Annotated in this window: 23 protein-coding genes; 18 read left to right on the top strand and 5 right to left on the bottom strand. The window is 64.5% G+C overall.

Features of this window, described 5'->3' with window-relative positions; genetic code table 11:
- Window positions 1–533: 533 nt before the first annotated feature.
- Window positions 534–1,061: a hypothetical protein gene (locus tag HQ306_RS12370; protein WP_222631692.1), complete on the bottom strand. Its 528-nt coding sequence runs from the start codon at window positions 1,059–1,061 to the stop codon at window positions 534–536.
- A 75-nt stretch (window positions 1,062–1,136) separates the two neighbouring features.
- Here HQ306_RS12370 and HQ306_RS12365 point away from each other — a divergent pair, with 75 nt between their 5' ends.
- The 6 genes from HQ306_RS12365 to HQ306_RS12340 all read left to right on the top strand — a co-directional run bounded on the left by HQ306_RS12365 (window position 1,137) and on the right by HQ306_RS12340 (window position 9,858).
- On the top strand, window positions 1,137–1,943 hold the full coding sequence (locus HQ306_RS12365; protein WP_222631690.1) for a hypothetical protein: 807 nt from the start codon (window positions 1,137–1,139) through the stop codon (window positions 1,941–1,943).
- Between the two features lie 39 nt (window positions 1,944–1,982).
- Window positions 1,983–3,608, top strand: coding sequence for a class I SAM-dependent DNA methyltransferase (locus tag HQ306_RS12360; RefSeq protein ID WP_222631688.1), 1,626 nt, complete (start codon window positions 1,983–1,985; stop codon window positions 3,606–3,608).
- A complete protein-coding gene (locus tag HQ306_RS12355) occupies window positions 3,601–4,764 on the top strand; it encodes a restriction endonuclease subunit S (protein ID WP_222631686.1) in 1,164 nt (387 codons plus the stop codon). The genes HQ306_RS12360 and HQ306_RS12355 overlap by 8 nt, the downstream gene beginning before the upstream one ends.
- 179 nt (window positions 4,765–4,943) lie before the next feature.
- Window positions 4,944–5,651, top strand: a complete 708-nt coding sequence (locus HQ306_RS12350; protein ID WP_222631684.1) for a helix-turn-helix domain-containing protein — start codon at window positions 4,944–4,946, stop codon at window positions 5,649–5,651.
- 189 nt (window positions 5,652–5,840) lie between these two features.
- Window positions 5,841–9,047 carry a type I restriction endonuclease subunit R gene (locus HQ306_RS12345; RefSeq protein WP_222631675.1) on the top strand — a complete coding sequence of 1,069 codons (3,207 nt, stop codon included), beginning with the start codon at window positions 5,841–5,843 and terminating at the stop codon, window positions 9,045–9,047.
- Window positions 9,040–9,858, top strand: coding sequence for a hypothetical protein (locus HQ306_RS12340; protein WP_222631672.1), 819 nt, complete (start codon window positions 9,040–9,042; stop codon window positions 9,856–9,858). The genes HQ306_RS12345 and HQ306_RS12340 overlap by 8 nt, the downstream gene beginning before the upstream one ends.
- A gap of 11 nt (window positions 9,859–9,869) precedes the next feature.
- Here HQ306_RS12340 and HQ306_RS12335 read toward each other — a convergent pair whose 3' ends face one another.
- Window positions 9,870–10,307, bottom strand: a complete 438-nt coding sequence (locus HQ306_RS12335; RefSeq protein ID WP_222631670.1) for a DUF1905 domain-containing protein — start codon at window positions 10,305–10,307, stop codon at window positions 9,870–9,872.
- 94 nt (window positions 10,308–10,401) lie between these two features.
- On the opposite strand from HQ306_RS12335, the gene HQ306_RS12330 reads away from it, so the two are divergent.
- The gene (locus tag HQ306_RS12330; protein ID WP_051613170.1) at window positions 10,402–11,916 is read left to right on the top strand and encodes an APC family permease; all 1,515 of its coding nucleotides are present in this window, start codon (window positions 10,402–10,404) and stop codon (window positions 11,914–11,916) included.
- A gap of 71 nt (window positions 11,917–11,987) precedes the next feature.
- Here HQ306_RS12330 and HQ306_RS12325 read toward each other — a convergent pair whose 3' ends face one another.
- Window positions 11,988–12,473 carry a hypothetical protein gene (locus HQ306_RS12325; RefSeq protein WP_222631668.1) on the bottom strand — a complete coding sequence of 162 codons (486 nt, stop codon included), beginning with the start codon at window positions 12,471–12,473 and terminating at the stop codon, window positions 11,988–11,990.
- A gap of 752 nt (window positions 12,474–13,225) precedes the next feature.
- On the opposite strand from HQ306_RS12325, the gene rpsH reads away from it, so the two are divergent.
- From rpsH to map, 9 genes are all read left to right on the top strand, one after another.
- Window positions 13,226–13,624: a 30S ribosomal protein S8 gene (gene rpsH, locus HQ306_RS12320; RefSeq protein WP_027504667.1), complete on the top strand. Its 399-nt coding sequence runs from the start codon at window positions 13,226–13,228 to the stop codon at window positions 13,622–13,624.
- Window positions 13,625–13,638: 14 nt separating this feature from the next.
- Complete coding sequence (rplF, locus tag HQ306_RS12315) at window positions 13,639–14,178, top strand: 50S ribosomal protein L6 (RefSeq protein WP_027504668.1); 540 nt, start codon at window positions 13,639–13,641, stop codon at window positions 14,176–14,178.
- Window positions 14,178–14,600: a 50S ribosomal protein L18 gene (rplR, locus tag HQ306_RS12310; protein ID WP_037184745.1), complete on the top strand. Its 423-nt coding sequence runs from the start codon at window positions 14,178–14,180 to the stop codon at window positions 14,598–14,600. The genes rplF and rplR overlap by 1 nt, the downstream gene beginning before the upstream one ends.
- 46 nt (window positions 14,601–14,646) lie before the next feature.
- The gene (gene rpsE, locus HQ306_RS12305) at window positions 14,647–15,318 is read left to right on the top strand and encodes a 30S ribosomal protein S5 (RefSeq protein ID WP_027504670.1); all 672 of its coding nucleotides are present in this window, start codon (window positions 14,647–14,649) and stop codon (window positions 15,316–15,318) included.
- Window positions 15,311–15,496: a 50S ribosomal protein L30 gene (gene rpmD, locus HQ306_RS12300; protein WP_027504671.1), complete on the top strand. Its 186-nt coding sequence runs from the start codon at window positions 15,311–15,313 to the stop codon at window positions 15,494–15,496. Before rpsE ends, rpmD begins: the two co-directional genes overlap by 8 nt.
- Window positions 15,493–15,936: a 50S ribosomal protein L15 gene (gene rplO, locus HQ306_RS12295; protein ID WP_027504672.1), complete on the top strand. Its 444-nt coding sequence runs from the start codon at window positions 15,493–15,495 to the stop codon at window positions 15,934–15,936. Before rpmD ends, rplO begins: the two co-directional genes overlap by 4 nt.
- A 221-nt stretch (window positions 15,937–16,157) precedes the next feature.
- Window positions 16,158–17,480, top strand: a complete 1,323-nt coding sequence (gene secY / locus HQ306_RS12290) for a preprotein translocase subunit SecY (RefSeq protein WP_027504673.1) — start codon at window positions 16,158–16,160, stop codon at window positions 17,478–17,480.
- Window positions 17,477–18,034 (top strand): adenylate kinase, encoded by a 558-nt coding sequence (locus HQ306_RS12285; RefSeq protein WP_204868926.1) that lies wholly within the window; start codon window positions 17,477–17,479, stop codon window positions 18,032–18,034. Before secY ends, HQ306_RS12285 begins: the two co-directional genes overlap by 4 nt.
- 3 nt (window positions 18,035–18,037) lie before the next feature.
- Window positions 18,038–18,832: a type I methionyl aminopeptidase gene (map, locus tag HQ306_RS12280; RefSeq protein ID WP_222631665.1), complete on the top strand. Its 795-nt coding sequence runs from the start codon at window positions 18,038–18,040 to the stop codon at window positions 18,830–18,832.
- 28 nt (window positions 18,833–18,860) lie between these two features.
- Here map and HQ306_RS12275 read toward each other — a convergent pair whose 3' ends face one another.
- Window positions 18,861–19,880 carry a glutathione S-transferase family protein gene (locus HQ306_RS12275; RefSeq protein ID WP_222631663.1) on the bottom strand — a complete coding sequence of 340 codons (1,020 nt, stop codon included), beginning with the start codon at window positions 19,878–19,880 and terminating at the stop codon, window positions 18,861–18,863.
- A gap of 9 nt (window positions 19,881–19,889) precedes the next feature.
- Entirely contained in the window at window positions 19,890–20,606 is a 717-nt protein-coding gene (locus HQ306_RS12270) for a GNAT family N-acetyltransferase (RefSeq protein WP_222631661.1), read from the bottom strand.
- Window positions 20,607–20,688: 82 nt separating this feature from the next.
- Between HQ306_RS12270 and HQ306_RS12265 the strand changes: the two genes are divergently transcribed.
- Together HQ306_RS12265 and HQ306_RS12260 are read left to right on the top strand one after the other, a co-directional pair.
- Entirely contained in the window at window positions 20,689–21,279 is a 591-nt protein-coding gene (locus tag HQ306_RS12265; RefSeq protein WP_056441868.1) for a PadR family transcriptional regulator, read from the top strand.
- Window positions 21,276–22,799, top strand: coding sequence for an MFS transporter (locus HQ306_RS12260; RefSeq protein WP_056441871.1), 1,524 nt, complete (start codon window positions 21,276–21,278; stop codon window positions 22,797–22,799). The genes HQ306_RS12265 and HQ306_RS12260 overlap by 4 nt, the downstream gene beginning before the upstream one ends.
- Window positions 22,800–22,919 lie beyond the last annotated feature (120 nt).

Genomic DNA, 22,919 nt, shown 5'->3' with positions numbered 1-22,919 from the left:
GTTTCAACGGACGCACGTCTCGTTACGTCTAAGGTTCAGGAGACCGAGTCGAGATCGACGCGAACTGGCTGACGAGAGACGGTGACGGACTGATGAGCACACTGACCATGCGGGACATCGCCACCTTGGCGAAGGTATCGCGGCCGGCCGTCAGTCAGTGGCGCAGGCGCACCACGGTGAACGGCAAGTCGATGCCGTTTCCGGCACCGACTCACACGGTCGGCCGAATCGAGCACTTCAGCAGCACGGAGATCGTCGAATGGCTCGCTCGAACGGGTCGAGGGAACAGTGGTGCAGACGCCGCGCTCGATGCTCCGGCGTTCGCGGTCCCGGCAGATCTCTCGTTCGAGGACGTGGTGACGCTACTCGCGTGGCGTGCAACAACGGGGCTCGAGCTGCAGGGGACGACGCTTTCGGATCGGATCGATGCCGCTGTCGAGGTCGATGGAGGCGATCGATTCCTGCTGACTGAAATTCGCGCACTCGACGAATCGCTCGACCTCATCGAGTTCACGGACCAGTTGATGGACGCCTCATTCGGTCCTGCAGATGCGCTGGCGCGACTCGAGATCGGCCGATTGGGCCGGGACCGCGGTGTACGGGATCTGAGCGAGGACGGGATCGAGGCAATACGGGCGATAGTCGACGCCGCCGTCGCGCACCGAGGTGGTGACAAAGTCCGACTTCTCGGGAAGGGCGATCCGTCGCTCGCGCTCGCCCTGTGTGCAATGGATGGCACGCTGACGACTGACGGTGACGAGGTAGGCCGGGCTGTCCGCCGGCGTGCCGCGATCCGCGGGATCGATGTCGACGACGATCGCCGAGCACCCGCGGTGTGTGTCGCATCCGTTCTCGGACTGGAGGAGGCACCGGCACTCGACCTTCTCGACGAGGTGGTCCTCGACCTGTCCGACGGGGAGATCGCGGTCATCGTGGGGTCGAGCCGAGTGCTTGCAGACGGTCTCCGCGGGGCTGCGCGCGAGAAGCGCGCCGGCACCATCAAAGTTGGCACGCTCGTCGCAGCTCTTCGGCTTCCGCGCGGGCTGTGGAGAGAGGCGCACCGGCAGAACGTCGCGGTATGGGTCTGCCGCGGCGGAAGCAAGCCGAAACGGGTGCACCTCGGCGACATAGATCGGATGTCCGATTCCGACCTCGGTGACCTCACTGCTGACGTCGCGGCCGCATTGACCGAAACTGCCCATCGGTCGTACCGGTTCACCCGACATGTATCCGCTGCGGATATCGTTGTGTCGTCCGTGGTTGTGCCTCGCGGTATCTCCGCCGTGGTGGAGCGGGGAGTGAATGCGAACGACCAGATCGACCGAGTACATCGGGCCACCCTTCGGACGTCTGTCGCCCAGGAAGCGCTCGACGTTCTGGTTGTCCCATCGCGTGCCGGATTCGTCATGAACCGTCGATCGCTGGGCGAGATGGAAGAGCGTAAGGAACTGCGCGTGCTTCCTCGCAGTCGGATCGACCCTGGCGCCGCGCATCCGACGGGAACGGTTGCCGTGCTACCTGATTGGGAGATCGCATTCGACCCGATCGATGCCGAGCGACTCTATCCGCGTGCGGAGCGGACGGAGGTGGGCGACGTCGTCTTCACCGAGACCCCCGCACCACGCGCATGGGTGGACGAGATGGGTGGTGCGCTCGTCGCCTCACCTGCACGAATTTTGCGCCTCGGACCTGGTGCTGCGGTCGGTCCGCGCTTGGTCGCCGGAGTGATCAACGCGATGGCAGCACAGGGCAGCGAGTGGCGAAGCTGGCGCATTCCGATTCCCGATGTTCGCGAGGCGGGGCGCCTCGAAGCCGCTCTGACGGAGATTGCCAGGTACGAGGCTGCGCTGAGAGAACGAGCCACCGCCGCCCGCGATCTCGGTGCCGCTTTGATCGAGGGCGTTGCTACAGGCGCTCTGTCGATCGAGTCTCCCGATTCCTGATACACCCCACGAAGCATTACTAGGAAGGGACCATCACTGATGGCTGGACGAAAGAAGGCGGAGCCGCAGGCTCCGTCGACGATGAAAGAACTCAAGGACACCTTGTGGAAGGCCGCGGACAAGCTGCGCGGCTCCCTATCGGCGAACCAGTACAAGGAGGTCATCCTCGGCCTCGTGTTCCTGAAGTACGTCTCGGACGCGTACGACGAGCGACGCGAGGCAATTCGTTCCGAGCTCGAGAAGGACGGTCTGGACGACGAGCAGATCGGCGACCTGATCGATGATCCCGAGGAGTATCACGGATACGGGGTGTTTGTCGTCCCCGTCGTCGCGCGGTGGGGATATCTGGCCGAGAACGCCAAGGGGAAGCCCGCGCGCGACGGTTCGGCCGCCAAGCAGATCGGTGAACTGATCGACGATGCTATGGCCGCGGTCATGCGAGCCAACCCGTCACTGTTGGGTACGTTGCCGCGCATCTACAACCGCGACAACATCGATCAGCGCCGCCTGGGTGAGTTGATCGACCTGTTCAACAGTGCTCGGTTCAGCCGACAAGGCGAGCACAAGGCCCGCGATCTGATGGGCGAGGTGTACGAGTACTTCCTCGGCAACTTCGCGCGCGCAGAGGGTAAACGGGGTGGGGAGTTTTTCACCCCGCGCAGCGTTGTGCGCGTGCTGGTCGAGGTGCTGGAGCCGACAAAAGGTCGCATCTACGACCCATGTTGCGGATCGGGCGGCATGTTCGTGCAGACAGAGCAGTTCATCTACGAGCACGATGGTGATCCGAAGCAGGTGTCGGTCTACGGTCAGGAGTCCATCGAGGAGACCTGGCGGATGGCGAAGATGAACCTCGCCATCCACGGGATCGACAACAACGGCCTCGGTGCGCGGTGGGGTGACACGTTCGCTCGCGATCAGCATGCTGACATCCAGATGGATTACGTGTTGGCGAACCCGCCGTTCAATATCAAGGACTGGTCTCGCAACGAGGAAGACCCGAGGTGGCGCTTCGGAGTGCCGCCGGCGCGCAATGCGAACTATGCCTGGCTGCAACACATTCTGTACAAGCTCGCGCCCGGGGGTAAAGCCGGTGTGGTGCTGGCGAACGGTTCGATGTCGTCGAACTCGAACGGCGAAGGCGATATTCGCGCTGAGATCGTCGACGCCGACTTGGTGTCGTGCATGATCGCCCTCCCCACTCAGCTGTTCCGCAGCACCGGCATTCCGGTGTGCCTGTGGTTCTTCGCGAAGGACAAGACGAAGGGCGCAGGTGGTTCGACCGACCGCACAGGACAGGTGTTGTTCATTGATGCTCGCGCGATGGGGTACATGGTGGACCGTGCCGAGCGAGCGTTGACCGATGAGGACATCGTGAAGATCGGCGACACCTTCCGTGCGTGGCGTGGTTCGAAGTCCGCCAACGACAAGGGGCTCGAGTATGAGGATGTGCTTGGTTTCTGCAAGTCAGTGAAGCTGGCGGACATCAAAGAAGTCGGGTATGCCCTTACCCCGGGACGGTACGTTGGAGCGGCTGCGGCGGCTGAGGACGGAGAGCCACTCGACAAGAAACTTGTGCGGTTGAAGTCTGAGTTGTTCGCAGCGCTGGACGAGTCTGATCGGTTGGGGACCGTTGTGCGCGAGCAGATGGAGCGAATCAGTGGGTGAATGGGATTTGACCCCGCTGCCTGAAGTGCTGCAATTCCGAGAGGGCCCCGGCATCATGGCGGCGGACTTCAGAGATGAGGGTGTCCCGCTAATCCGGCTTGCAGGGTTGAAGGATGGAGCGGACATATTCAGTAAGTGCAACTTCCTCGATCCGGCGCGTGTCGAAGAGAAATGGGAGCACTTTAAGCTACTGCCGGGCGATGTGCTGCTGAGTACTTCCGCCTCACTCGGTGAAGTTTCAACAGTTCCGGCGAGGGCAGCTGGCGCCATACCTTACACAGGTATCGTCAGCTTTCGACCAAAAAACGACCGAGTGCACCGAAGTTATGTTCGTCATATGCTAACCGACCCAGCTTTCGAGTCTCAGATTCGAGAAATGGGCGTCGGTTCCGTAATGACTCATTTTGGCCCTTCGCACCTTCGGCAAATGACTGTTAGGTTTCCTTCTGTTGCAAATCAGATCGCAATTGCTGAAGTCCTCGGTGCTTTCGACGACAAAATTGCGGCGAACGCACGAATGATACCGACTTGTGAGTCGCTTGCTGCTGAGTTGTGGCGCACATCTGGGAAATCCGCCGCGGTAGCACTTTCTAGCTTAGCTACATTTGTGAATGGTCGGGCGTATACCAAAGGCGCGAGTGGGACGGGTCGAGTTGTCGTAAGGATTGCCGAGCTCAATTCAGGCATCGGTGCCTCCACTGTTCGCAATGACATCGAAGTGTCAGAAAACAATACGGCTCGACCAGGAGATTTGCTGTTCGCTTGGTCCGGCTCTCTGACAGTCGCACGATGGTATCGACCCGAGGCAATTATAAATCAACATATATTCAAGGTGATACCTGTCGATGACTATCCGATGTGGTTCGTTCACCAAGCCCTCAAGACAAAGCTGGCCGACTTCCGTGCAACAGCCTCCGACAAAGCAACCACCATGGGCCACATACAGCGGCACCATCTTGACGAGGTGGTTCACGTGCCGACCATCGAGGAAGTAGGTCGCATCGGCCAGCAAATGCAAGGTTGTTGGGACCTCGCGCTCGCGACTGAGATCGAGAACCTCCATTTGGCTCGCACCCGTGACGAGATCTTGCCGCTCCTCATGTCGGGCCAGATGACGGTGAAAGACGCGGAAAGTCGGGCGTCGGATGTGCTCTGACCACGAACAGGGACTTCGAGTGCGAGCGCAGACAAAAAGCTTGATTGAAAGAGTCTGGTCAAGGTCCTGACGGAGTCGATCCGTCGGTGGTGTTGCAGTAACTCCAACACCTGTCAGAGTCACCGCCAGGTTGTTGGAGTTACTGTTAGAGACAGTGTGTGAGGGGGAGGTGGGCTGCCGTGATCGAAACATCCGCGCTGGTCGCGATGCTCCGCGACGTCGGCACTGACCTCAGTGTCGTAGATGTGAAGGCCGCAGCGGGTGGTCTGTCGAAAACTGTAGTAGCAACGCTGAGCGCCTTCGCCAACACAGTTTTCCTCGGCCTTGAGGAACAGTCCGGGTTCCCCCCCGCGCCCGGATTCAAGGCAGGACCGATCAGGGACGCCCTGGTCACCGTACGCCCCGCATCGCTGACGCCGGCGCTTCGAGCTCCGATCGACATCGAGGAGTTCGAGGGAGCTTCTGTCCAGCGGGCGGACATCCAGGAGCTTGATCCGCTTGAGAAACCGTGCTTCATCACCGCCCGTGGGGAGTACCAGGGCTCCTTCATTCGCAGTGGTGACGGAGACACGCACCTGGCGCACTACGAGGTCAGTCAGCTCCTCGGCAACCAGACACAGCCGTTGTTCGACATCGAACCGGTCGAACGCGCCACGCTGGACGACCTGGACAGTAACCTCGTCGACGACCTCGTGCGACGAGGACGGTGTCGGTCGCCGCGCACCTTTGCGAAGCTTGACACGACGACGGCACTGATTCTACTGGGCGCGACGTCGCCACCATGTCAGGCGGAAAGCGTTATGCGAGTATCGGTTGGACACCGCAGGAGTCGCCGCAGCGAAGTTTGTTCGAGCCGGATGCGGTGGAGCACACGGTATCGCCGCTGATCTGGACGCCATCCGCCAGGCAATTCGGGTGGGTCACAAAACTACTCGTCGCATCAGCGCGGCTCTGCGCATGCCTTCCTACACCGTTCTCGGTCGACTGAAGCTTCTTCAGGAGGCTGTCGAGGTCGAGGCAACCGGACCACGCAACAGTAGAAGCCAAAGCTACCAACTAAAGGATTAGGACGGCTAATGAGCAAGTTCAGCGAAGCCGAGTGGGAAGAGATTGCTCTCGAAATGCTGGCCGACCAGGAGTGGAAGCCGCTCGAAGGGGCGGCAATCGCGCCGGGCACCGATCTGGGCCGCACCTCCTGGGGCGAGATCGTGCTCCCCGAGCGCCTCCTCGCGAAGATGCGCGACCTCAATCCTGCTGTGCCGTATGACTATCTGGTGCAGGCGCACACGGCGATCCTGACACCGGAATCCCAGGATGCTATCGCCGAGAACCACCGCATCCACGAGTTCCTGGTCAAGGGCTACCGGGGCATCACCTACATCGACCACAACGGCATCGAACAGACGCCGACCATTCAGATCGTCGGGCATCGACCCGAGGAGAACGAGCTGCTCGCGGTCAATCAGATCACCGTGCGAACCTCTGACCACGAGCGACGATTCGACGTCGTGCTCTACCTCAACGGTCTTCCGGTGTCGATCATCGAACTCAAGCAAGCCGGTTCGGCTGCCGCGGATCTCCCGTCTGCACACGCGCAACTGCAGACCTACCTCCGCGAATTTCCGATGGCTTTCCGGACCGTCGTTCTGACCGTCATCAGTGACGGCATCACGGCCCGCTACGGAACCCCGTTCACGCCGCTCGAACACTTCTCCCCATGGAACGTCAACGACGACGGTGCTCCCGTCCAACTCGGGCAGGCGGTCGATGACCACCATCTCGGAATCGAGCTCGAGTTCCTCGTCGACGGAGTGTTCAACCCCGAACGCTTCCTGCAGCTGCTGCGCAACTTTGTTGCCTTCGACGCGGGAGCCGACGGTTTCATCAAACGAATCGCGAAGCCCCACCAGTACTTCGCGGTCACCCGCGCAGTCGGAAGCACCGTCACCGCCGCGGAGAGTAACGGCAAGGCCGGCGTCGTCTGGCACACCCAGGGGTCGGGCAAGTCCATGGAGATGGAGCTGTACGCGCATCTGGTCGCGCAGCAGCCGAAGCTCAAGAATCCGACCATCGTCGTCGTCACCGATAGACGCGAGTTGGATGGACAACTTTTCGAGACGTTCAACCGATCACAACTGCTCGACGAAACTCCGATCAAGGTCACCACCCGAGATCAGCTACGCGACGAGCTCACCCAACGCACCACGGGTGGAATCTACTTCACCACTTTGCAGAAGTTCGGGAAGACGAAGAGTGAGCGTGAGTCCGGTGCCGACCACCCGCTGCTCACGAATCGTCGCAACGTGATCGTCGTCGTCGACGAAGCTCACCGAAGCCATTATGACGACCTCAACGGATACGCTCGCCACCTGGCCGACGCGGTGCCCAACGCCACGCTCATCGCGTTCACCGGCACCCCGATCTCGTTCGACGAGCGAAACACTCGCGACGTCTTCGGCGAGTACATCGATGTCTACGACCTCGCGCGCGCAGTCGAAGACGGTGCCACCGTGCCTGTGTTCTTCGAAGCGCGTCTGATCCAAGTGACCCTGGCCGACGGTGTGTCTGAGGACGATCTCGACCGCGCCGCCGACGAAGCGACAGCGGGACTCGACGACGTCGAACGCGATCAGATCGAGAAATCTGTTGCCGTCATCAACGCCGTCTACGGGGCGCCCGAGCGCCTCGAGGCGTTGGCGTCTGACATCGTCCAGCACTGGGACCAGCGGTCGAAGGCCATGCAAGTATTCCTGAACAGCCCGGGAAAGGCCTTCATCGTCGGGGCGACACGGGACATCTGCGCACGACTCTACGACGAGATCACCACGCTCAGGCCCGAGTGGCATGACGACGCCGTCGATCGCGGAGTCATCAAAGTCGTGTACTCGGGATCGGCGAAGGACCAAGAACCCATCTCGAAGCACGTTCGCCGAGATGCGCAGAACAAGGTCATCCAGAAGCGGCTCAAGGATCCCGACGACGAACTGCAAATCGTGATCGTGAAGGACATGATGCTCACCGGGTTCGACGCCCCACCGCTACACACCCTCTACCTCGATCGTTCGCTCAAAGGCGCGCTCCTCATGCAGACGCTCGCCCGCGTCAATCGCACATTCCGCGGCAAGCCATCCGGGTTGCTCGTGGCCTACGCGCCCCTGGTCGACAATCTTCAGAAGGCTCTTGCGGAGTACAGCGACGCCGATCGAAAGAAAGCGCCCGTCGGCCGCAACGTCGACGAAGCCGTCGCGCTCACCATCGAACTCGTGCAGAAGCTCGAACATGTCTGCTCGCACTACGCATGGCGCGAGAAGTGGACAGTCGGGAACCGTGGGTGGGTAGAGGCCGCGGTCGGATTGACCAACCACTTACGCGCGCCCGACGCTCCGCGAGTCCCCACCGCAGACGGGGACGAATCGGTAGGAGATGCTTTTCGCCGGCTCGCGAGCAGCTTGGCTCGCGCCTGGGCGCTCGCCGGCGGCGCGACATCGCTCGACGAGCTCAAACCCACCATCCAGTTCTTCGAAGAAGTGCGCGTGTGGATGGGCAAGTTCGACGCGAACGACAGACAGAGCTCGGGAAAGCCGATCCCGGAGGAGATCGCGCGACTGCTTGCATCGGTCATCGCGACCTCGACCGCGTCCGGAGACATAGTCGACATCTATGAAGCTGCCGGCTTGCCGAAGCCATCACTCTCGGATCTTGGGCCGGACTTCCAGTCGAAAGCGCTCGCCACCCCGAACTCGCACCTTGCCATCGAAGCCCTGCGGGCCACCCTCACCGAGGAGTCGTCGAAAGCGACGCGCAACAACGTCGTGCGTCAACGCGACTTCTCCGAACGAATCACCGAGCTGATGAATCGCTACACCAATCAGCAGCTGACATCCGCAGAAGTCATCGCGGAGCTGATCGACTTGGCCAGAGAGGTTGCAGCGGAGAGTGACCGCGGTAAGAAGTTCATTCCAGAGCTCACCGAAGACGAGCTCGCGTTCTACGATGCTGTGGCGACCAACGAGTCTGCCGTCGAGCTGCAGGGTGACAAGGTGTTGGCCGAGATCGCCCGCGAACTCGTCGGGATCATGCAGCGAGACACCAAGTTCGACTGGACTGTTCGGGACGATGTCAGGGCCAAGTTGCGGTCGTCGGTCAAGCGCCTGCTGGTGAAGTACAAGTATCCGCCGGACAAACAACCCGCGGCCATCAGAACAGTGATCGAACAGATGGAAATGATGGCACCGCGCATCGCTGAGGCCAAGTATGACGCTCGAGGGGGAGAACATGACTGACCCGATCCACACCGCGCTCACCATTGTCAGAGACCGGTACTCACATGCCGCCGCGCTCGACACGCCCGACGGCTTCCGCGCGACAATGGCCGACATCACCGACGCCGTTCAGCACAGGGCTGGGAAGCTGTGGGAGGAGTACGCGCAAGCGAGCACCGACACCATGTCGGGCAGGTCCGCAGTAGGTTGGGCCTTCGAAGCCCATGACCGTGCCGTCGACGACGTGATGGGTGAGTACGTCGCTCGAACAGTTCCCGCGCAAGCGGTGCATGAGGGTCGTCACCGCGACCTGAGGGACGCCACGAAAACACTCGACCCTCCCGCCGAGCGCGTGCGGTCTGTAGGTGTCGAGTCCGAGAAACTGGGCAGTCCGGCCGAGTATTCGGGGTCAAGTCCGATCGAAGACGTTGCCCTTCCCCCGGAAGTTCCGTGGACGGCCGCCGACAAGTGGACGGCGTTGGAACGGGTCATCGCGCAGTACGGCATCGATCCGGGCCACTGGTACGACATCGAGTGGCCGCCGGAGGCCAGTCTCTACGACCCCGGTCACGTTGATGAGACCGAAATGGTGCTGTGCGAGCAGCACCAGGAAGCGTCTCCCGAGGGGTGCCCCGCGTGCGAGGGTTCTGTTCGTGAGGTGGTCGAGTCACTGGCTCGATGGGTTTTCCACGCAGACGTCCGCAGCTATCGGCTGAGTTTCGACGGTTCGGGGCGCGAGATCGAACACCATGTCGCCACGGAACGTGGGGTCGAAGTCGGGTCCATCACGCAGGACCCACGAGAAATCGGTATCGCTTCTCATCCCCGGTGAAAGCCGGGCGTTCAGGACCGGAGTTCTGCCAGCGCCTTCGCCAGTCGCGCGGCGCGGGTCTCCGGCTTCTTGGCACCGGTCAGTCCCACCGCTACCTGGTTCTGCTTCGTGTACGACCATGACTTCCACGTCGCAGCGGCACTCGTGTCGGCCGCGAGGGCGTCCGCGAGATCCTGCGGCACGTCGACGGTACGAACGGCGTGGTCAAGGACAATGTCGAGGTCGTACTCCCGGCCGGGTTCGATGTCGGCGTCGCGGCGTCGATCCTGACTCATCCCCAGCCAGTACTCGTCGCCCATCCGCGCGATCGACGAGCGGTAGGTGAAGCCCGAGACGGTCACCGCCACCTTCGGGCGCTTCCCGCCTCCCAAGGCCTCCACCGCCTCGTCCGGAATCCGGAATCCGGCGGTATTTCCCCCGGTCGACACCAACTCGGTGCGTAGCTTCATGGTCGCAATCCCTTCTGCGTGTCCGCACCATATGCCGCGCGCGGACACGGCGTCGGGCTTAGGGTTGCGCGACGGGGGAGCGAGCGGAGGAATCATGACTCAGACCGCGGAGACCGAGACCTCGGCCACGCCGGAACTCAAGCGGGTCCTCGGACCCGGACTGCTGTTGCTCTTCATCGTCGGCGACATCCTGGGCGCCGGCGTCTACGCCGTGACAGGCGACATGATCGCCAATGTCGGTGGAATGGCGTGGCTGCCGTTCATCCTCGCCTTCGTCGTGGCGACGCTGACCGCGTTCTCCTATCTCGAGCTGGTGTGCAAGTACCCGCAGGCCGCCGGCGCCGCGCTGTACACGCACAAGGCCTTCGGCATCCATTTCGCGACGTTCCTCGTCGCGTTCGCCGTCATCTGCTCCGGCATCACCAGCGCCTCGACGTCCTCGAACGTGGTGGCGGGCAACCTGTTGGCCGGCCTGCACGAGACCTTCAGTACCGAGGACGGCATCGGGTGGTTCGACGTACCCACCGGCGACACAGCGCAATTGGTGGTCGCACTGGCCTTCATGCTGCTGCTGGCGGCGATCAATCTGCGCGGTGTCGGCGAGTCGGTCAAGTTCAACGTGATCCTGACGATCATCGAGATGGCAGCGCTCGCCATCGTCATCGCGATCGGCTTCGTCGCGGTGGGAAGTGGTAGCGCCGAGGGCGACATCGCCAATCTGGTCGTGTTCGACGACGCCAACGAGAAGGGCTGGTTCCTCGCCGTCACCGTCGCGACCACCATTGCTTTCTTCGCGATGGTCGGCTTCGAGGACTCGGTGAACATGGTCGAGGAGACCAAGGAGCCCGAGAAGATCTTCCCGAAGATGATGCTTTCCGGACTCGGCATCGCCTGCCTCATCTACGTTCTCGTCGTCGTGGCCGTGATCGCGGTCCTGCCGCTGGACTACGACTCCGGCAGCGAGGGCATCCTGCTCCACGTCGTGCGACTCGGCGCACCGGGACTGCCGATCGACGAGATCTTCCCGTACCTGACGGTGTTCGCCGTCGCCAACACCGCGCTCATCAACATGCTGATGGCGAGTCGGTTGATCTACGGCCTCGGGCGTCAGCGCATCCTGCCCAAGTCGCTGAGCGCTGTTCTGCCGACGCGTCGCTCGCCGTGGGCGGCCATCATGTTCTCCACCGTCATGGCACTGGTGCTGATCGTGGTGGTCAACCAGCTGCAGGGGAACTCGGTCGTCAGCGCTCTCTCCGGAACGACCGGGCTGCTGCTGCTCTGCGTGTTCGCGGTGGTCAACGTCGCCAACCTGGTGCTCAAGCGCAAGAAGGAGACGACGGGCTTCAGTGCGCCGCTGTGGGTTCCGGTGACGGGCGGCACGCTGTGCCTGTTCCTCGTCGGACCGTGGGCGCGGACCGATGCGCAGATGATCCAGTACCGCATCGCCGGCGCGATGCTGCTCCTCGGTGTGGCGCTGTGGGTGGTGACGTTCTTCGTCAACCGTGCCACGCAGGGCAAGTCGCGCTTCATCGACGTGGATGCGCTCGACCGCGACGAGAAGGCGAACCTCGGTGACCGGGTGCGTGATCGGGGAGACGGCAAGGACTGACCGGCGGGGTCGACCCGCGCACGAGACGAGCCCCGGACCTCCCTGAGGACCGGGGCTCGCGTCGTCGAGCGTCAGCTCTCGAAGATGTCCAACGGCAGAGAGCCACCGCCACCGACAGGTGGGACGACAGGCGGGAGGCTGCCCTCCGGAAGCACTGTGACGGGGAGGTCGACGAGCGTGTCGACCGATGTGCCGCCGTCGTCACACGTCACCGCGACGCTGTAGAGCCCGGCCTCGAGTCCGTCGATGACGACGGTGCCGACGGCGGGAGCGATCGGCAGGAATGGCGTGGCGGGGCCCGAGGCGCTCGCCGTGTTGGTCTCGTCACCCACTTCGGTCGCGGTGACGGTGCAGTCCACCGCGCCCGTGAAGGCGAGAGCGGGTGTCACGGTCACCAGCGTGCTGATCGATTCGACGCCGGGCGTGGGTACCGCGACGACGGCGAGCACCGCCGCCGACGCCGTTCCCGACCCTGCCAACAGCGCCGCAGCAGCTGCCGCTCCCACCATTCCGACCTTGCCGAATGTGCGTACACCGGTCTTCACATCGTCCTCCATCACTCGTCGTGCGCGATAAACGTTGTGAATGGACACTAAAAGGCTGAACGAGAATGGCGGAGCGAAACGGACCAATCGGTCACCGAACTTGGTTCCGCGGCTGAACCCGACCGATGTCGCGGTGAACCGGTGCGTCAGTCCGGGCCGGCGCTGGGCACCGTGCACACCTCCCGTGAGGCTCACACCTGTTGCGGCAGGCCGGAGGGGGTGCTCGCCCACCGCAACCTGTGTGCACACCCCCTGCGGCACTGGCGAGTGCCACACCGGCACCTCACGCCGCACCCGGCCGACACCACTGCCGCGCACTTGTTCCGTGATGCGCACACCCCTTGCCGCAGGCTGCAGAGGGTGTCCGCCCACCGGAACCGGTGTGCGCACCCCTCGCAGCACCCCACGCCGTCCACCCGAGCCCACCGGAACCGGTGCGCGCACCCCTCGCAGCACCGGCACCACCCGCCCTACCTGCACCGATTTGGTCCCCGCAGGTCACTCCCTTACACTTGACCGGTTGCCCGGGTACCGTCATGCCTGCATACGACCCGAGCTACTCAGGTTTCTTGCCATGATGCTCGAAACACCCGCCAGTGCTCACGTCTGCACTGGCAGGAGCGCAACCCCTGACCGGCAACAGTCGGTCAGGACAGAACACTTCGCTGTAGGCCCACGACGGGACGAGTCAGGCCCTGCTACCAGGGCACCAGCTCGCACGTGCTGCATGGGAACCGCTGCGAGAAAGGGCCATGAACTCTGTCATGACCATGACCGACCCGATCGCAGACTTCTTGACGCGTCTGCGCAACGCCAATTCGGCGTACCACGATCAGGTGAAGCTGCCTCACTCGAAGATCAAGGCGAACATCGCCGAGATCCTCAAGCGTGAGGGCTACATCTCCGAGTACCGCACCGAGGACGCCGAGGTGGGCAAGACCCTCATCGTCGACCTCAAGTACGGCCCCAGCCGCGAGCGCAGCCTCGCCGGTGTGCGTCGGGTGTCCAAGCCCGGACTGCGTGTGTACGCAAAATCCACCAATCTGCCCAAGGTGCTCGGCGGCCTCGGCGTGGCGATCATCTCCACGTCCACCGGCCTGCTGACCGATCGCCAGGCGGCCAATCAGGGCGTCGGCGGCGAAGTCCTCGCGTACGTCTGGTAAGGGAGGCCACCACTATGTCGCGTATCGGAAAGCTTCCTGTGACAGTTCCCGCCGGAGTCGATGTCACCATCGCCGGCCAGGATGTCACCGTCAAGGGACCCAAGGGCACCTTGAGTCTCACCATCGCCGAGCCGATCACCATCGCCAAGAACGATGACGGATCCCTCTCGGTCAACCGGCCGGACGACGAGCGTCGTAGCCGCTCGCTCCACGGCCTCTCGCGCACTCTCGTCGCGAACCTCATCACGGGTGTGACCACCGGTTACACCACGAAGATGGAGATTCACGGCGTCGGTTACCGCGTGGCACTGAAGGGCAGCGACCTCGAGTTCGCTCTCGGCTACAGCCACCCGGTGCCGATCACGGCGCCCGACGGCATCACCTTCGCGGTCGAGACGCCCACCCGATTCTCGGTCTCGGGTATCGACAAGCAGAAGGTCGGCCAGATCTCTGCCAACATCCGTCGTCTCCGTCGTCCCGACCCGTACAAGGGCAAGGGCGTTCGGTACGAGGGTGAGCAGATCCGCCGCAAGGTCGGAAAGACAGGTAAGTGATGAGCAACTCCGCAGCAACGAAGGGTTCCGACGCGAACCCGAAGCGCATCCCGCTGGGCAAGGACGCCTCCACGCGTCGTCGCCTGTCCAAGACGCGCCGCCACTTCCGTCTTCGCAAGAAGGTCTCCGGAACCGCCGAGCGTCCCCGTCTGGTCGTCAACCGTTCCTCGCGTCACCTGCACGCACAGCTGATCGACGATCTGACCGGCCGCACTCTCGCGTCCGCGTCCAGCATCGAGGCCGATGTGCGCGCGACCGAGGGCGACAAGAAGGCCCGTGGCGCGAAGGTCGGCGCTCTCATCGCCGAGCGTGCCAAGGCGGCCGGCATCGAGGCAGTGGTCTTCGACCGCGGTGGCCACGGTTACGCCGGACGCATCGCGGCACTCGCCGATGCAGCTCGCGAAGGCGGGCTGACGTTCTGATGACCAACGCAGCGAAGATTCAGCTCACCAACGGAAGGACAGCCTGATGCCGGGACGTCAACGGCGTGACGGCGGCAGCGGACCCGCCGGAGCCAACGCAGGACCCAATGCAGGCGGAGGTGACAACCGCGGCGGAGACAACCGTGGAGGTCGCGACCGTCGCGACTCGCGGGGCGGCAACGCTCCCGAGAAGAACAACCTCGAGCGCGTCGTCGCGATCAACCGCGTCTCCAAGGTCGTGAAGGGTGGTCGTCGCTTCAGCTTCACCGCCCTCGTGATCGTCGGAGACGGCAACGGTCTGGTCGGCGTCGGCTACGGCAAGGCCAAGGAAGTTCCGGCCGCCATTCAGAAGGGTGTCGAGGAGGCTCGCAAGAGCTTCTTCCGCGTCCCGCTGATCGGTAGCACGATCACGCACCCCGTCCAGGGTGAGGCTGCGGCCGGTGTGGTCATGTTGCGCCCGGCAAGCCCCGGTACCGGTGTCATCGCCGGTGGCGCGGTGCGTGCCGTGCTCGAGTGTGCAGGTGTCCACGACATCCTCGCGAAGTCGCTGGGTAGCGACAACGCGATCAACGTCGTGCACGCCACCGTTGCGGCTCTCAAGAGCCTGCAGCGTCCGGAAGAGGTCGCGGCTCGTCGTGGTCTGCCGATCGAGGACGTCGCTCCCGCCGGCATGCTGCGCGCTCGCGCCCAGGCAGCAGCAGGAGCAGCTCATGGCTGACCTCAGAGTGACCCAGATCAAGAGCACCATCGGTCAGAAGAAGAACCAGCGTGACAGCATTCGCACGCTGGGCCTCAAGAAGATCCGCCAGTCGGTGATTCGCGAGGACACCCCGCAGACCCGCGGGCTGATCAACGTGGTGCGTCACCTCGTCGTCGTTGAGGAGGTCACCAAGTGACCATCAAATTGCATCATCTTCGCCCCGCACCGGGTTCGAAGAGCGCGAAGATCCGCGTCGGTCGCGGTGAAGGCGGAAAGCGCGGCAAGACCGCAGGTCGTGGCACCAAGGGCACGGGCGCTCGTAAGAACGTCCCGGCCGGCTTCGAGGGTGGCCAGATGCCGATCCACATGCGGCTGCCGAAGCTCAAGGGCTTCACCAACCGCAACCGGGTCGAGTACCAGGTCGTGAACCTGGTCGACATCGAGCGACTGTTCCCCGAGGGTGGCGAGATCTCCAAGGACGATCTGGTCGCCAAGGGTGCGGTGCGCAAGAACCGTCTCGTCAAGATCCTGGGCGACGGCGACCTGTCGGTGAAGGTGTCCATCACCGCCGACAAGTTCACCGGCAGTGCCAAGGAAAAGATCAACGCAGCCGGCGGATCCGTCACCGAGTTGTGAGTTCGGCGGCCCGCTCACTCGACGAGTGAGCGGGCCTCCGGCAGTACGGACCGATGGCCGTGGTACGACTCTCGTGCTGCGGCCATCGGCCGTTCGGTGCCACGGTGAGTGGGTTGTCCGGCTCGGCCCGGGCTGCGCACTCCGCGGCGCTGTTAGAGTTCGACGGGGTGCCAGTGCGCCCCGACCATCTCCCTCGTTAGTCACCCCGTCCAGGAGGATCGTTGCTTTCCGCCTTTGTGTCGGCCCTCAGGACACCTGACCTGAGACGGAAGATCCTCTTCACTCTCGGCCTCATCGCTCTGTACCGCTTCGGCGCGACGCTGCCGTCGCCCGGTGTCGACTACGGCAACGTCCGTCAGTGCATCGACCAGGTGTCGGGTGGCGACTCCGCCGGCATCTACTCGCTGATCAACCTGTTCTCGGGCGGCGCTCTGCTGCAGCTGTCCGTGTTCGCGATCGGCATCATGCCCTTCATCACCGCGAGCATCATCGTCCAGCTCCTCACCGTGGTCATCCCGCGGTTCGAGGAACTCCGCAAGGAGGGCCAGGCCGGCCAGGCGAAGATGACGCAGTACACGCGCTATCTCTCCATCGCGCTGGCGATCCTGCAGGCCACGGGTCTCGTTGCGCTCGCCTCGCGCGGGCAGCTGCTCCAGGGCTGCAACCTCGACATCATCGCGGACTCGTCCATCTTCGGACTGGTCACCATCGTGCTGGTCATGACCGCGGGTGCTGCCCTGGTCATGTGGTTCGGCGAGCTCATCACCGAGCGCGGCGTCGGCAACGGCATGTCGCTGCTCATCTTCGCCGGCATCGCCTCGCGCATCCCGTCCGAGGGCAAGTCGATTCTCGACAGCCGCGGCGGCATCGTCTTCGCGCTCGTCTGCCTCGCCGCTCTCGCCATCATCATCGGCGTCGTCTTCGTCGAGCAGGGCCAGCGCCGCATCCCGGTGCAGTACGCCAAGCGCATGGTCGGCCGCCGCATGTACGGCGGTTCGTCCACCTACCTGCCGCTGAAGGTCAACCAGGCCGGTGTCATCCCGGTGATCTTCGCGTCGTCGCTGCTGTACCTCCCCAATCTCATCGCCCAGCTGACCAATGCCAGCACGGCGGCGGATCCGAGTTGGTGGCAACGCGCCATCAACACGTATCTGGTGAACCCGGCGAACCCGGTGTACATCGCGATCTACTTCGGCCTCATCGTCTTCTTCACCTACTTCTACGTCGCCATCACGTTCAACCCCGAGGAACGTGCCGACGAGATGAAGAAGTACGGCGGATTCATCCCGGGCATCAGGCCGGGACGTCCGACGGCCGACTACCTCAATTTCGTTCTCAGTCGCATCACGCTGCCCGGTGCCATCTACCTCGGCACCATCGCTGTGCTTCCCAACCTGTTCCTCGACATCGGTAACTCCGGTGGCGCCCAGAACCTGCCCTTCGGCGGAACCGCGGTGCTCATCATGGTGAGCGTGGGACTCGACACGGTGAAGCAGATCGAAAGCCAGCTGATGCAGCGCAACTACGAAGGGTTCCTCAAGTGAGACTCGTCCTCCTCGGTCCTCCCGGAGCAGGCAAAGGTACGCAGGCGACGCTGCTGTCGGAGAAGCTGGGAATTCCCCACGTCTCGACGGGCGATCTCTTCCGCGCGAACATCGGCCAGAAGACGCCCCTGGGCATCGAGGCCAAGAAGTACCTCGACGCGGGCGACCTGGTCCCGAGTGCGCTGACCGTGGACATGGTGCGCGACCGTCTGGCCGAGCCCGACGCCACCAACGGCTTCATCCTCGACGGCTTCCCGCGATCGACCGATCAGGCCGACTCACTCGCCTCCATCCTCGAGGACGCGGGCACGACGCTCGACGCCGTCGTCTCCTTCGTCATCGACGAGGACGTCGTGGTCGAGCGCATGCTCGCCCGTGGGCGCGAGGACGACAAGGAGAGCGTCATCCGGAACCGGATGAAGGTCTACCGCGACGAGACGGCTCCGCTGCTCGAGTACTACAAGGGCCACGGTCGCCTCGTGACGGTCGACGCCGTGGGTGAGGTCGAGGACGTGAACAAGAAGGTCATCGACGCGATCCAGGGCGACGACTGACCCATGGCTTTCGGACGTAAGCGCAAGGTGGTCCCGTTCCGCAGCGCCGGTGAGCTCGATGCCATGGCTGCGGCCGGGGCCGTCGTGGGCGCCGCTCTCGTGGCGGTGCGCGACGCGGCGAAGCCCGGCGTGTCCACGCTCGAACTCGACGCCGTCGCCGAGTCGGTGATTCGCGCCGCCGGCGCGGTGCCGTCGTTCCTCGGGTACCACGGCTTCACGGGCAGCATCTGCAGCTCGATCAACGATCGCGTCGTGCACGGCATCCCGAACTCGTCCGACGTGCTCGCCGAGGGTGACCTCATCTCGATCGACTGCGGCGCCATTCTCGACGGCTGGCACGGCGACTCCGCCTGGACGTTCGGTGTCGGTGCCGTCATCGAGGCAGACGAGCAGCTGAGCGAGGCCACTCGGTTGTCGATGGAGGCCGGTATCGCCGCGATGCTCCCGGGCAACCGCCTGACCGACGTCTCGCACGCCATCGAGCAGGGCACGCTGGCCGCCTCGGCGGCGCACGGCCGCGCGTACGGCATCGTCGACGGCTACGGCGGCCACGGCATCGGTCGCGAGATGCACATGGAGCCGTTCCTCGCCAACGAGGGTGCGCCGGGCAAGGGCCCCGAGCTGGTGGTGGGTTCGACGCTCGCCATCGAGCCGATGCTGACACTGGGCACCCACGAGACCCGCGTGTTGGACGACGACTGGACCGTGGTCACCACGGACGGATCGCGATCCGCGCACTGGGAGCACACGGTCGCCGTCACCGAGGACGGGCCGAGGATTCTCACTCTGCGTCCCTGACGCAGATCCTCCCGACCCGTCCGGGTCGTCAGGCCCAGTGCTCGGCCGGAACCTGCTCCGACTCCTTCGGCGGCGGCGGGGGAGTGCCGTCTCCGAACGGCCTGCCGCCCAACGCTTCCCGGCCGTGTGGGCTCAACCAGCTCGACAGGTCCGGCCCCTTGGGCACGATGCCGGTCGGGTTGATGTCGGTGTGCACCTCGTAGTAGTGCGACTTGATGTGCACGAAGTCCGTGGTGTCGCCGAAGCCCGGTGTCTGGAACAGGTCTCGGGCGTAGGCCCACAGCACCGGCATCTCGGAGAGCTTGCTCCGGTTGCACTTGAAGTGGCCGTGGTAGACGGGATCGAACCGCGCCAGCGTCGTGAACAGGCGGACGTCGGCTTCGGTGATGGTGTCGCCCACCAGGAATCGCTGGTTCTCGAGGCGGTCGCTCAGCCAGTCCAGTCTCGCGAAGAGAGCGTCGTACGCCTTCTCGTACGCGCTCTGGGAGCCGGCGAAACCGCACTTGTAGACGCCGTTGTTGACGTCGTGGAAGATCAGCTCCGCCACCTCGTCGATCTCGCCGCGCAACGCTTCCGGGTACAGGTCGGGTGCGCCCTCACGGTGGTACCGCGTCCACTCCGTCGAGAAGTCGAGCGTCATCTGCGGGTAGTCGTTGGTGACCACCTCGCCCGTCGACACCTCCACCATGGCGGGCACGGTGATCCCGCGTGGGTAGTCGGGGAAGCGCGCGAGAAACGCGTCCTGCAGACGTGGGATCTTCAGCACCGGGTCGAGGCCGTCGGGATCGAGATCGAAGGTCCAGCTCCGCTTGTCGTGGGTCGGTCCGCACACTCCCATCGAGATGGCGTCCTCGAGACCCAGGAGCCGACGCACGATGATGGCGCGGTTGGCCCACGGGCAGGCGCGGGCCACGACGAGGCGGTAACGACCGGCCTCCACCGGGTAGCGCGACGACGGATCGTCGGTGATGCGGTCCTCGATGTAGTTCGTGTCGCGGTCGAAGCCGCCCTTCTCCACGTAGGACGGGGTACCGCTGTCGGTGCTCATGGTCGTAACTTACCCGGGGTCGGTCAATTCCATCCCGATGTGCACTCCCAGTTCGGTGAAGCCGAGCGAGAGGCCGAACAGCCGGGCGGTCGCGTTGTCCATCGGCACCGACCACTGCGGCACGAGTCCCGCGTCGATGGCCTCGTTCGTGGCCAGCCGTGCGGCGGTCGAGCCGTACCCCCGCCGGCGTCGTGACGGCACGGTGACCGCGACGGTGTCGGCGAGGAAGCCGCGCCACTCGACGTACCCGGCAGCGGCCGCGGGGAGAGCGTCGTCCTCACCGTCGGCGTCGTCGAACACCGTGAACCACGAGTCGACGCCGACCGCGCGGATCCCGGTGGCGTCGTCGGGAGGCACCAGTGCGAGGACGCGGTCCACGTCGTGCCCGTCGTGGGAGATCAGAGGGTGTTCGACGCGCACGTCGTCGTGACTGTCGTCGAGGAAGGCGAGGACCCGTGGTCCACCGCAACGACCCCGGCGCTGTCCCGCGAGCTCGGCGAGACCGTCCCGCGTCGCGAGCACGTCGTTGCCCAGTGCCTCGGCGTGGTCGAGGATGTCGCCGGGTCCGACCAGGACCGCGTGGCCGTCCAGGACGACGAACGTGAGGCGGGTCGCGTCGTCGTCGACCACGTGCAACCGCTCCGCGTCGTCGAGCGAGGCGTCGTCGGGAAGACCCAGTTCTCGCGCCCAGGCGAGACGGACGATGTCGATCTGGTGGGAGTTCATCGCCGTCCACGCTAGCGCCGCTTGTGGCGACCATGCTCGGCGCCGTATATTCCAAGCGGAATATACGGGCGAGGGGATCGACATGGAACGCGTGACACCGCTGGCCATCGCCGTGCTCGCGTGCCTGTTCGAGCGGCCGATGCACCCGTACGAGATGTATCAGCTCCTGCTCGAGCGCAAGGACGACCGACTGCTCAAGGTACGTCCGGGGTCGCTCTACCACGCGGTCGACCGCCTGGCGGAGCGTGAGCTGATCGTGGCGGTCGGCACCGAACGGGAAGGTAATCGGCCCGAGCGCACCACCTACTCGGTGACCGACTCGGGTCGGGCGGCTCTGTCGGACACCCTGCGTACTCTCCTGGCGGAACCCACGCCCGAGTACTCGCAGTTCACCCTCGCCTTGTCCGAGTCGCACAACCTCCCCGGGCCGGAGGTCGCGACACTCGTCCGTACCCGTATCGCTCTGCTGGAGAAGGATCTCGACGAGATGCGCGTCATCGATGCGATGGCCGTCGATCGCCACGTTCCCCGGCTCTTCTCCGTGGGCCTCGACTACACCCTCGCCCTGCGCGAGGCCGAACTCACCTGGCTCCGGGCCTTCGTCGACGACATCGACTCCGGACGTCTCCCCTGGCTGGACAGCATTCTCACCGAACGACAGGACCACCGATGACCAGCACCACCAGCCCGGCCGTGAAGGAGGCGTCCCCCTGGATCGCGCTCTGGACCCTGTGCCTCGGCTTCTTCATGATTCTCGTGGACACCACCATCGTCGCCGTCGCGCAGCCGGCGATCCTCGAGGGTCTGCAGACCGACATCTCGAACGTCATCTGGGTGACCAGTGCGTACCTGCTCGCGTACGCGGTACCGCTCCTCGTGACCGGCCGTCTGGGCGACCGGTTCGGGCCGAAGAACCTCTACATCGGCGGGCTCGTCGTCTTCACTCTCGCCTCGCTGTGGTGTGGCGTGTCGGGGTCGATCGAGATGCTCATCGCCGCGCGCGCCGTGCAGGGCCTGGGCGCCGCGATGATCACGCCGCAGACCATGGCCGTCATCACCCGCATCTTCCCCAAGGACAAGCGCGGTGCCGCGATGGGCGCCTGGGGCGCGGTCGCCGGCGTCGCGACCCTGGTGGGTCCGCTGCTCGGTGGCGTGCTGGTCGACGCGTTCGGGTGGGAGTGGATCTTCTTCATCAACCTCCCCGTCGGTGTCGTCGCCATCGCACTGGCCGTCACGTTCGTGCCGACGCTCCCCACCAACGACCACAAGTTCGACATCCCCGGCGTCGTGCTGTCCGCCGCCGGCCTGTTCTTCATCGTCTTCGGTCTGCAGGAGGGTCAGAAGTACGACTGGAACGGGTGGATCTGGACCTCCATCGCCGTCGGCGTGGTCGTCTTCGCCGCGTTCATCGTGTGGCAGTCGCGCAACCGCAACGAGCCTCTGGTGCCGCTCGGGTTGTTCCGCGATCGGAACTTCTCGCTCAGCAACATCGGCATCGCGGCCATGGGCTTCGCGATGACCGGCATGATGCTGCCGATCATGTTCTACGCGCAGAGCGTCACCGGACTGACGCCCACGCGTTCGGCCCTGCTGTTCGTGCCCATGGCGGTGCTCACCGGCGTGCTCGCGCCCAACGTCGGCCGTCTGGTGGACCGCGTGCACCCGCGCTACATCGCCGGTACCGGCCTGACCCTGCTCACCGTCGCCCTCGTCTGGCTCGCGATGGAGATGACACCGACCACGGCGATCGTCCGGCTCCTCATGCCCATCGCCCTGATGGGTGTGGCCAACGCGCTCATCTGGTCTCCGCTCGGTGCCACGGCCACCCGCAACCTGCCGATGTCGCAGGCCGGCGCGGGCAGCGGCGTCTACAACACCACCCGCATGATCGGGTCCGTGCTGGGCAGTGCGGGTATCGGCGTGCTGATGCAGTCCCGCATCTCCGCCGAGGTGCCGTTCGCCGGTGCGGCCGGCGCGTCGGGCGAGCTGTCCACGGGCCGGGTGCCGGCACAGGTGGCGGAACCGTTCGCCACCGCGCTCGCCCAGTCGCTGTACCTCCCGGCCGCGGTCCTGCTGGTCGGAGCGATCGCGACGCTCTTCTACGCGCGCCCGAACTTCGGTGGGCACGGGGCTGCGGTTCCGGATCCGTCGGTCGAGGCGAGTGTTCCGGCCGGGACGACGCCCGTCCGCTGAGGCGAGGAGGCCGGAGGCCGGTCGGGGTAGGCGGGCAGGCCGGAGGCCGGTCGGGGTAGGCGGGCAGGCCGGAGGCCCGAGGCCGGAGAACGAGGATGTGTGCGCACCTGGCATGCTCCG

It is taken from the genome of Rhodococcus sp. BP-160 (assembly GCF_019836205.1).
Taxonomy (GTDB): Bacteria; Actinomycetota; Actinomycetes; order Mycobacteriales; family Mycobacteriaceae; genus Rhodococcoides.
This window is presented reverse-complemented; position numbering and strand designations above follow the sequence as displayed.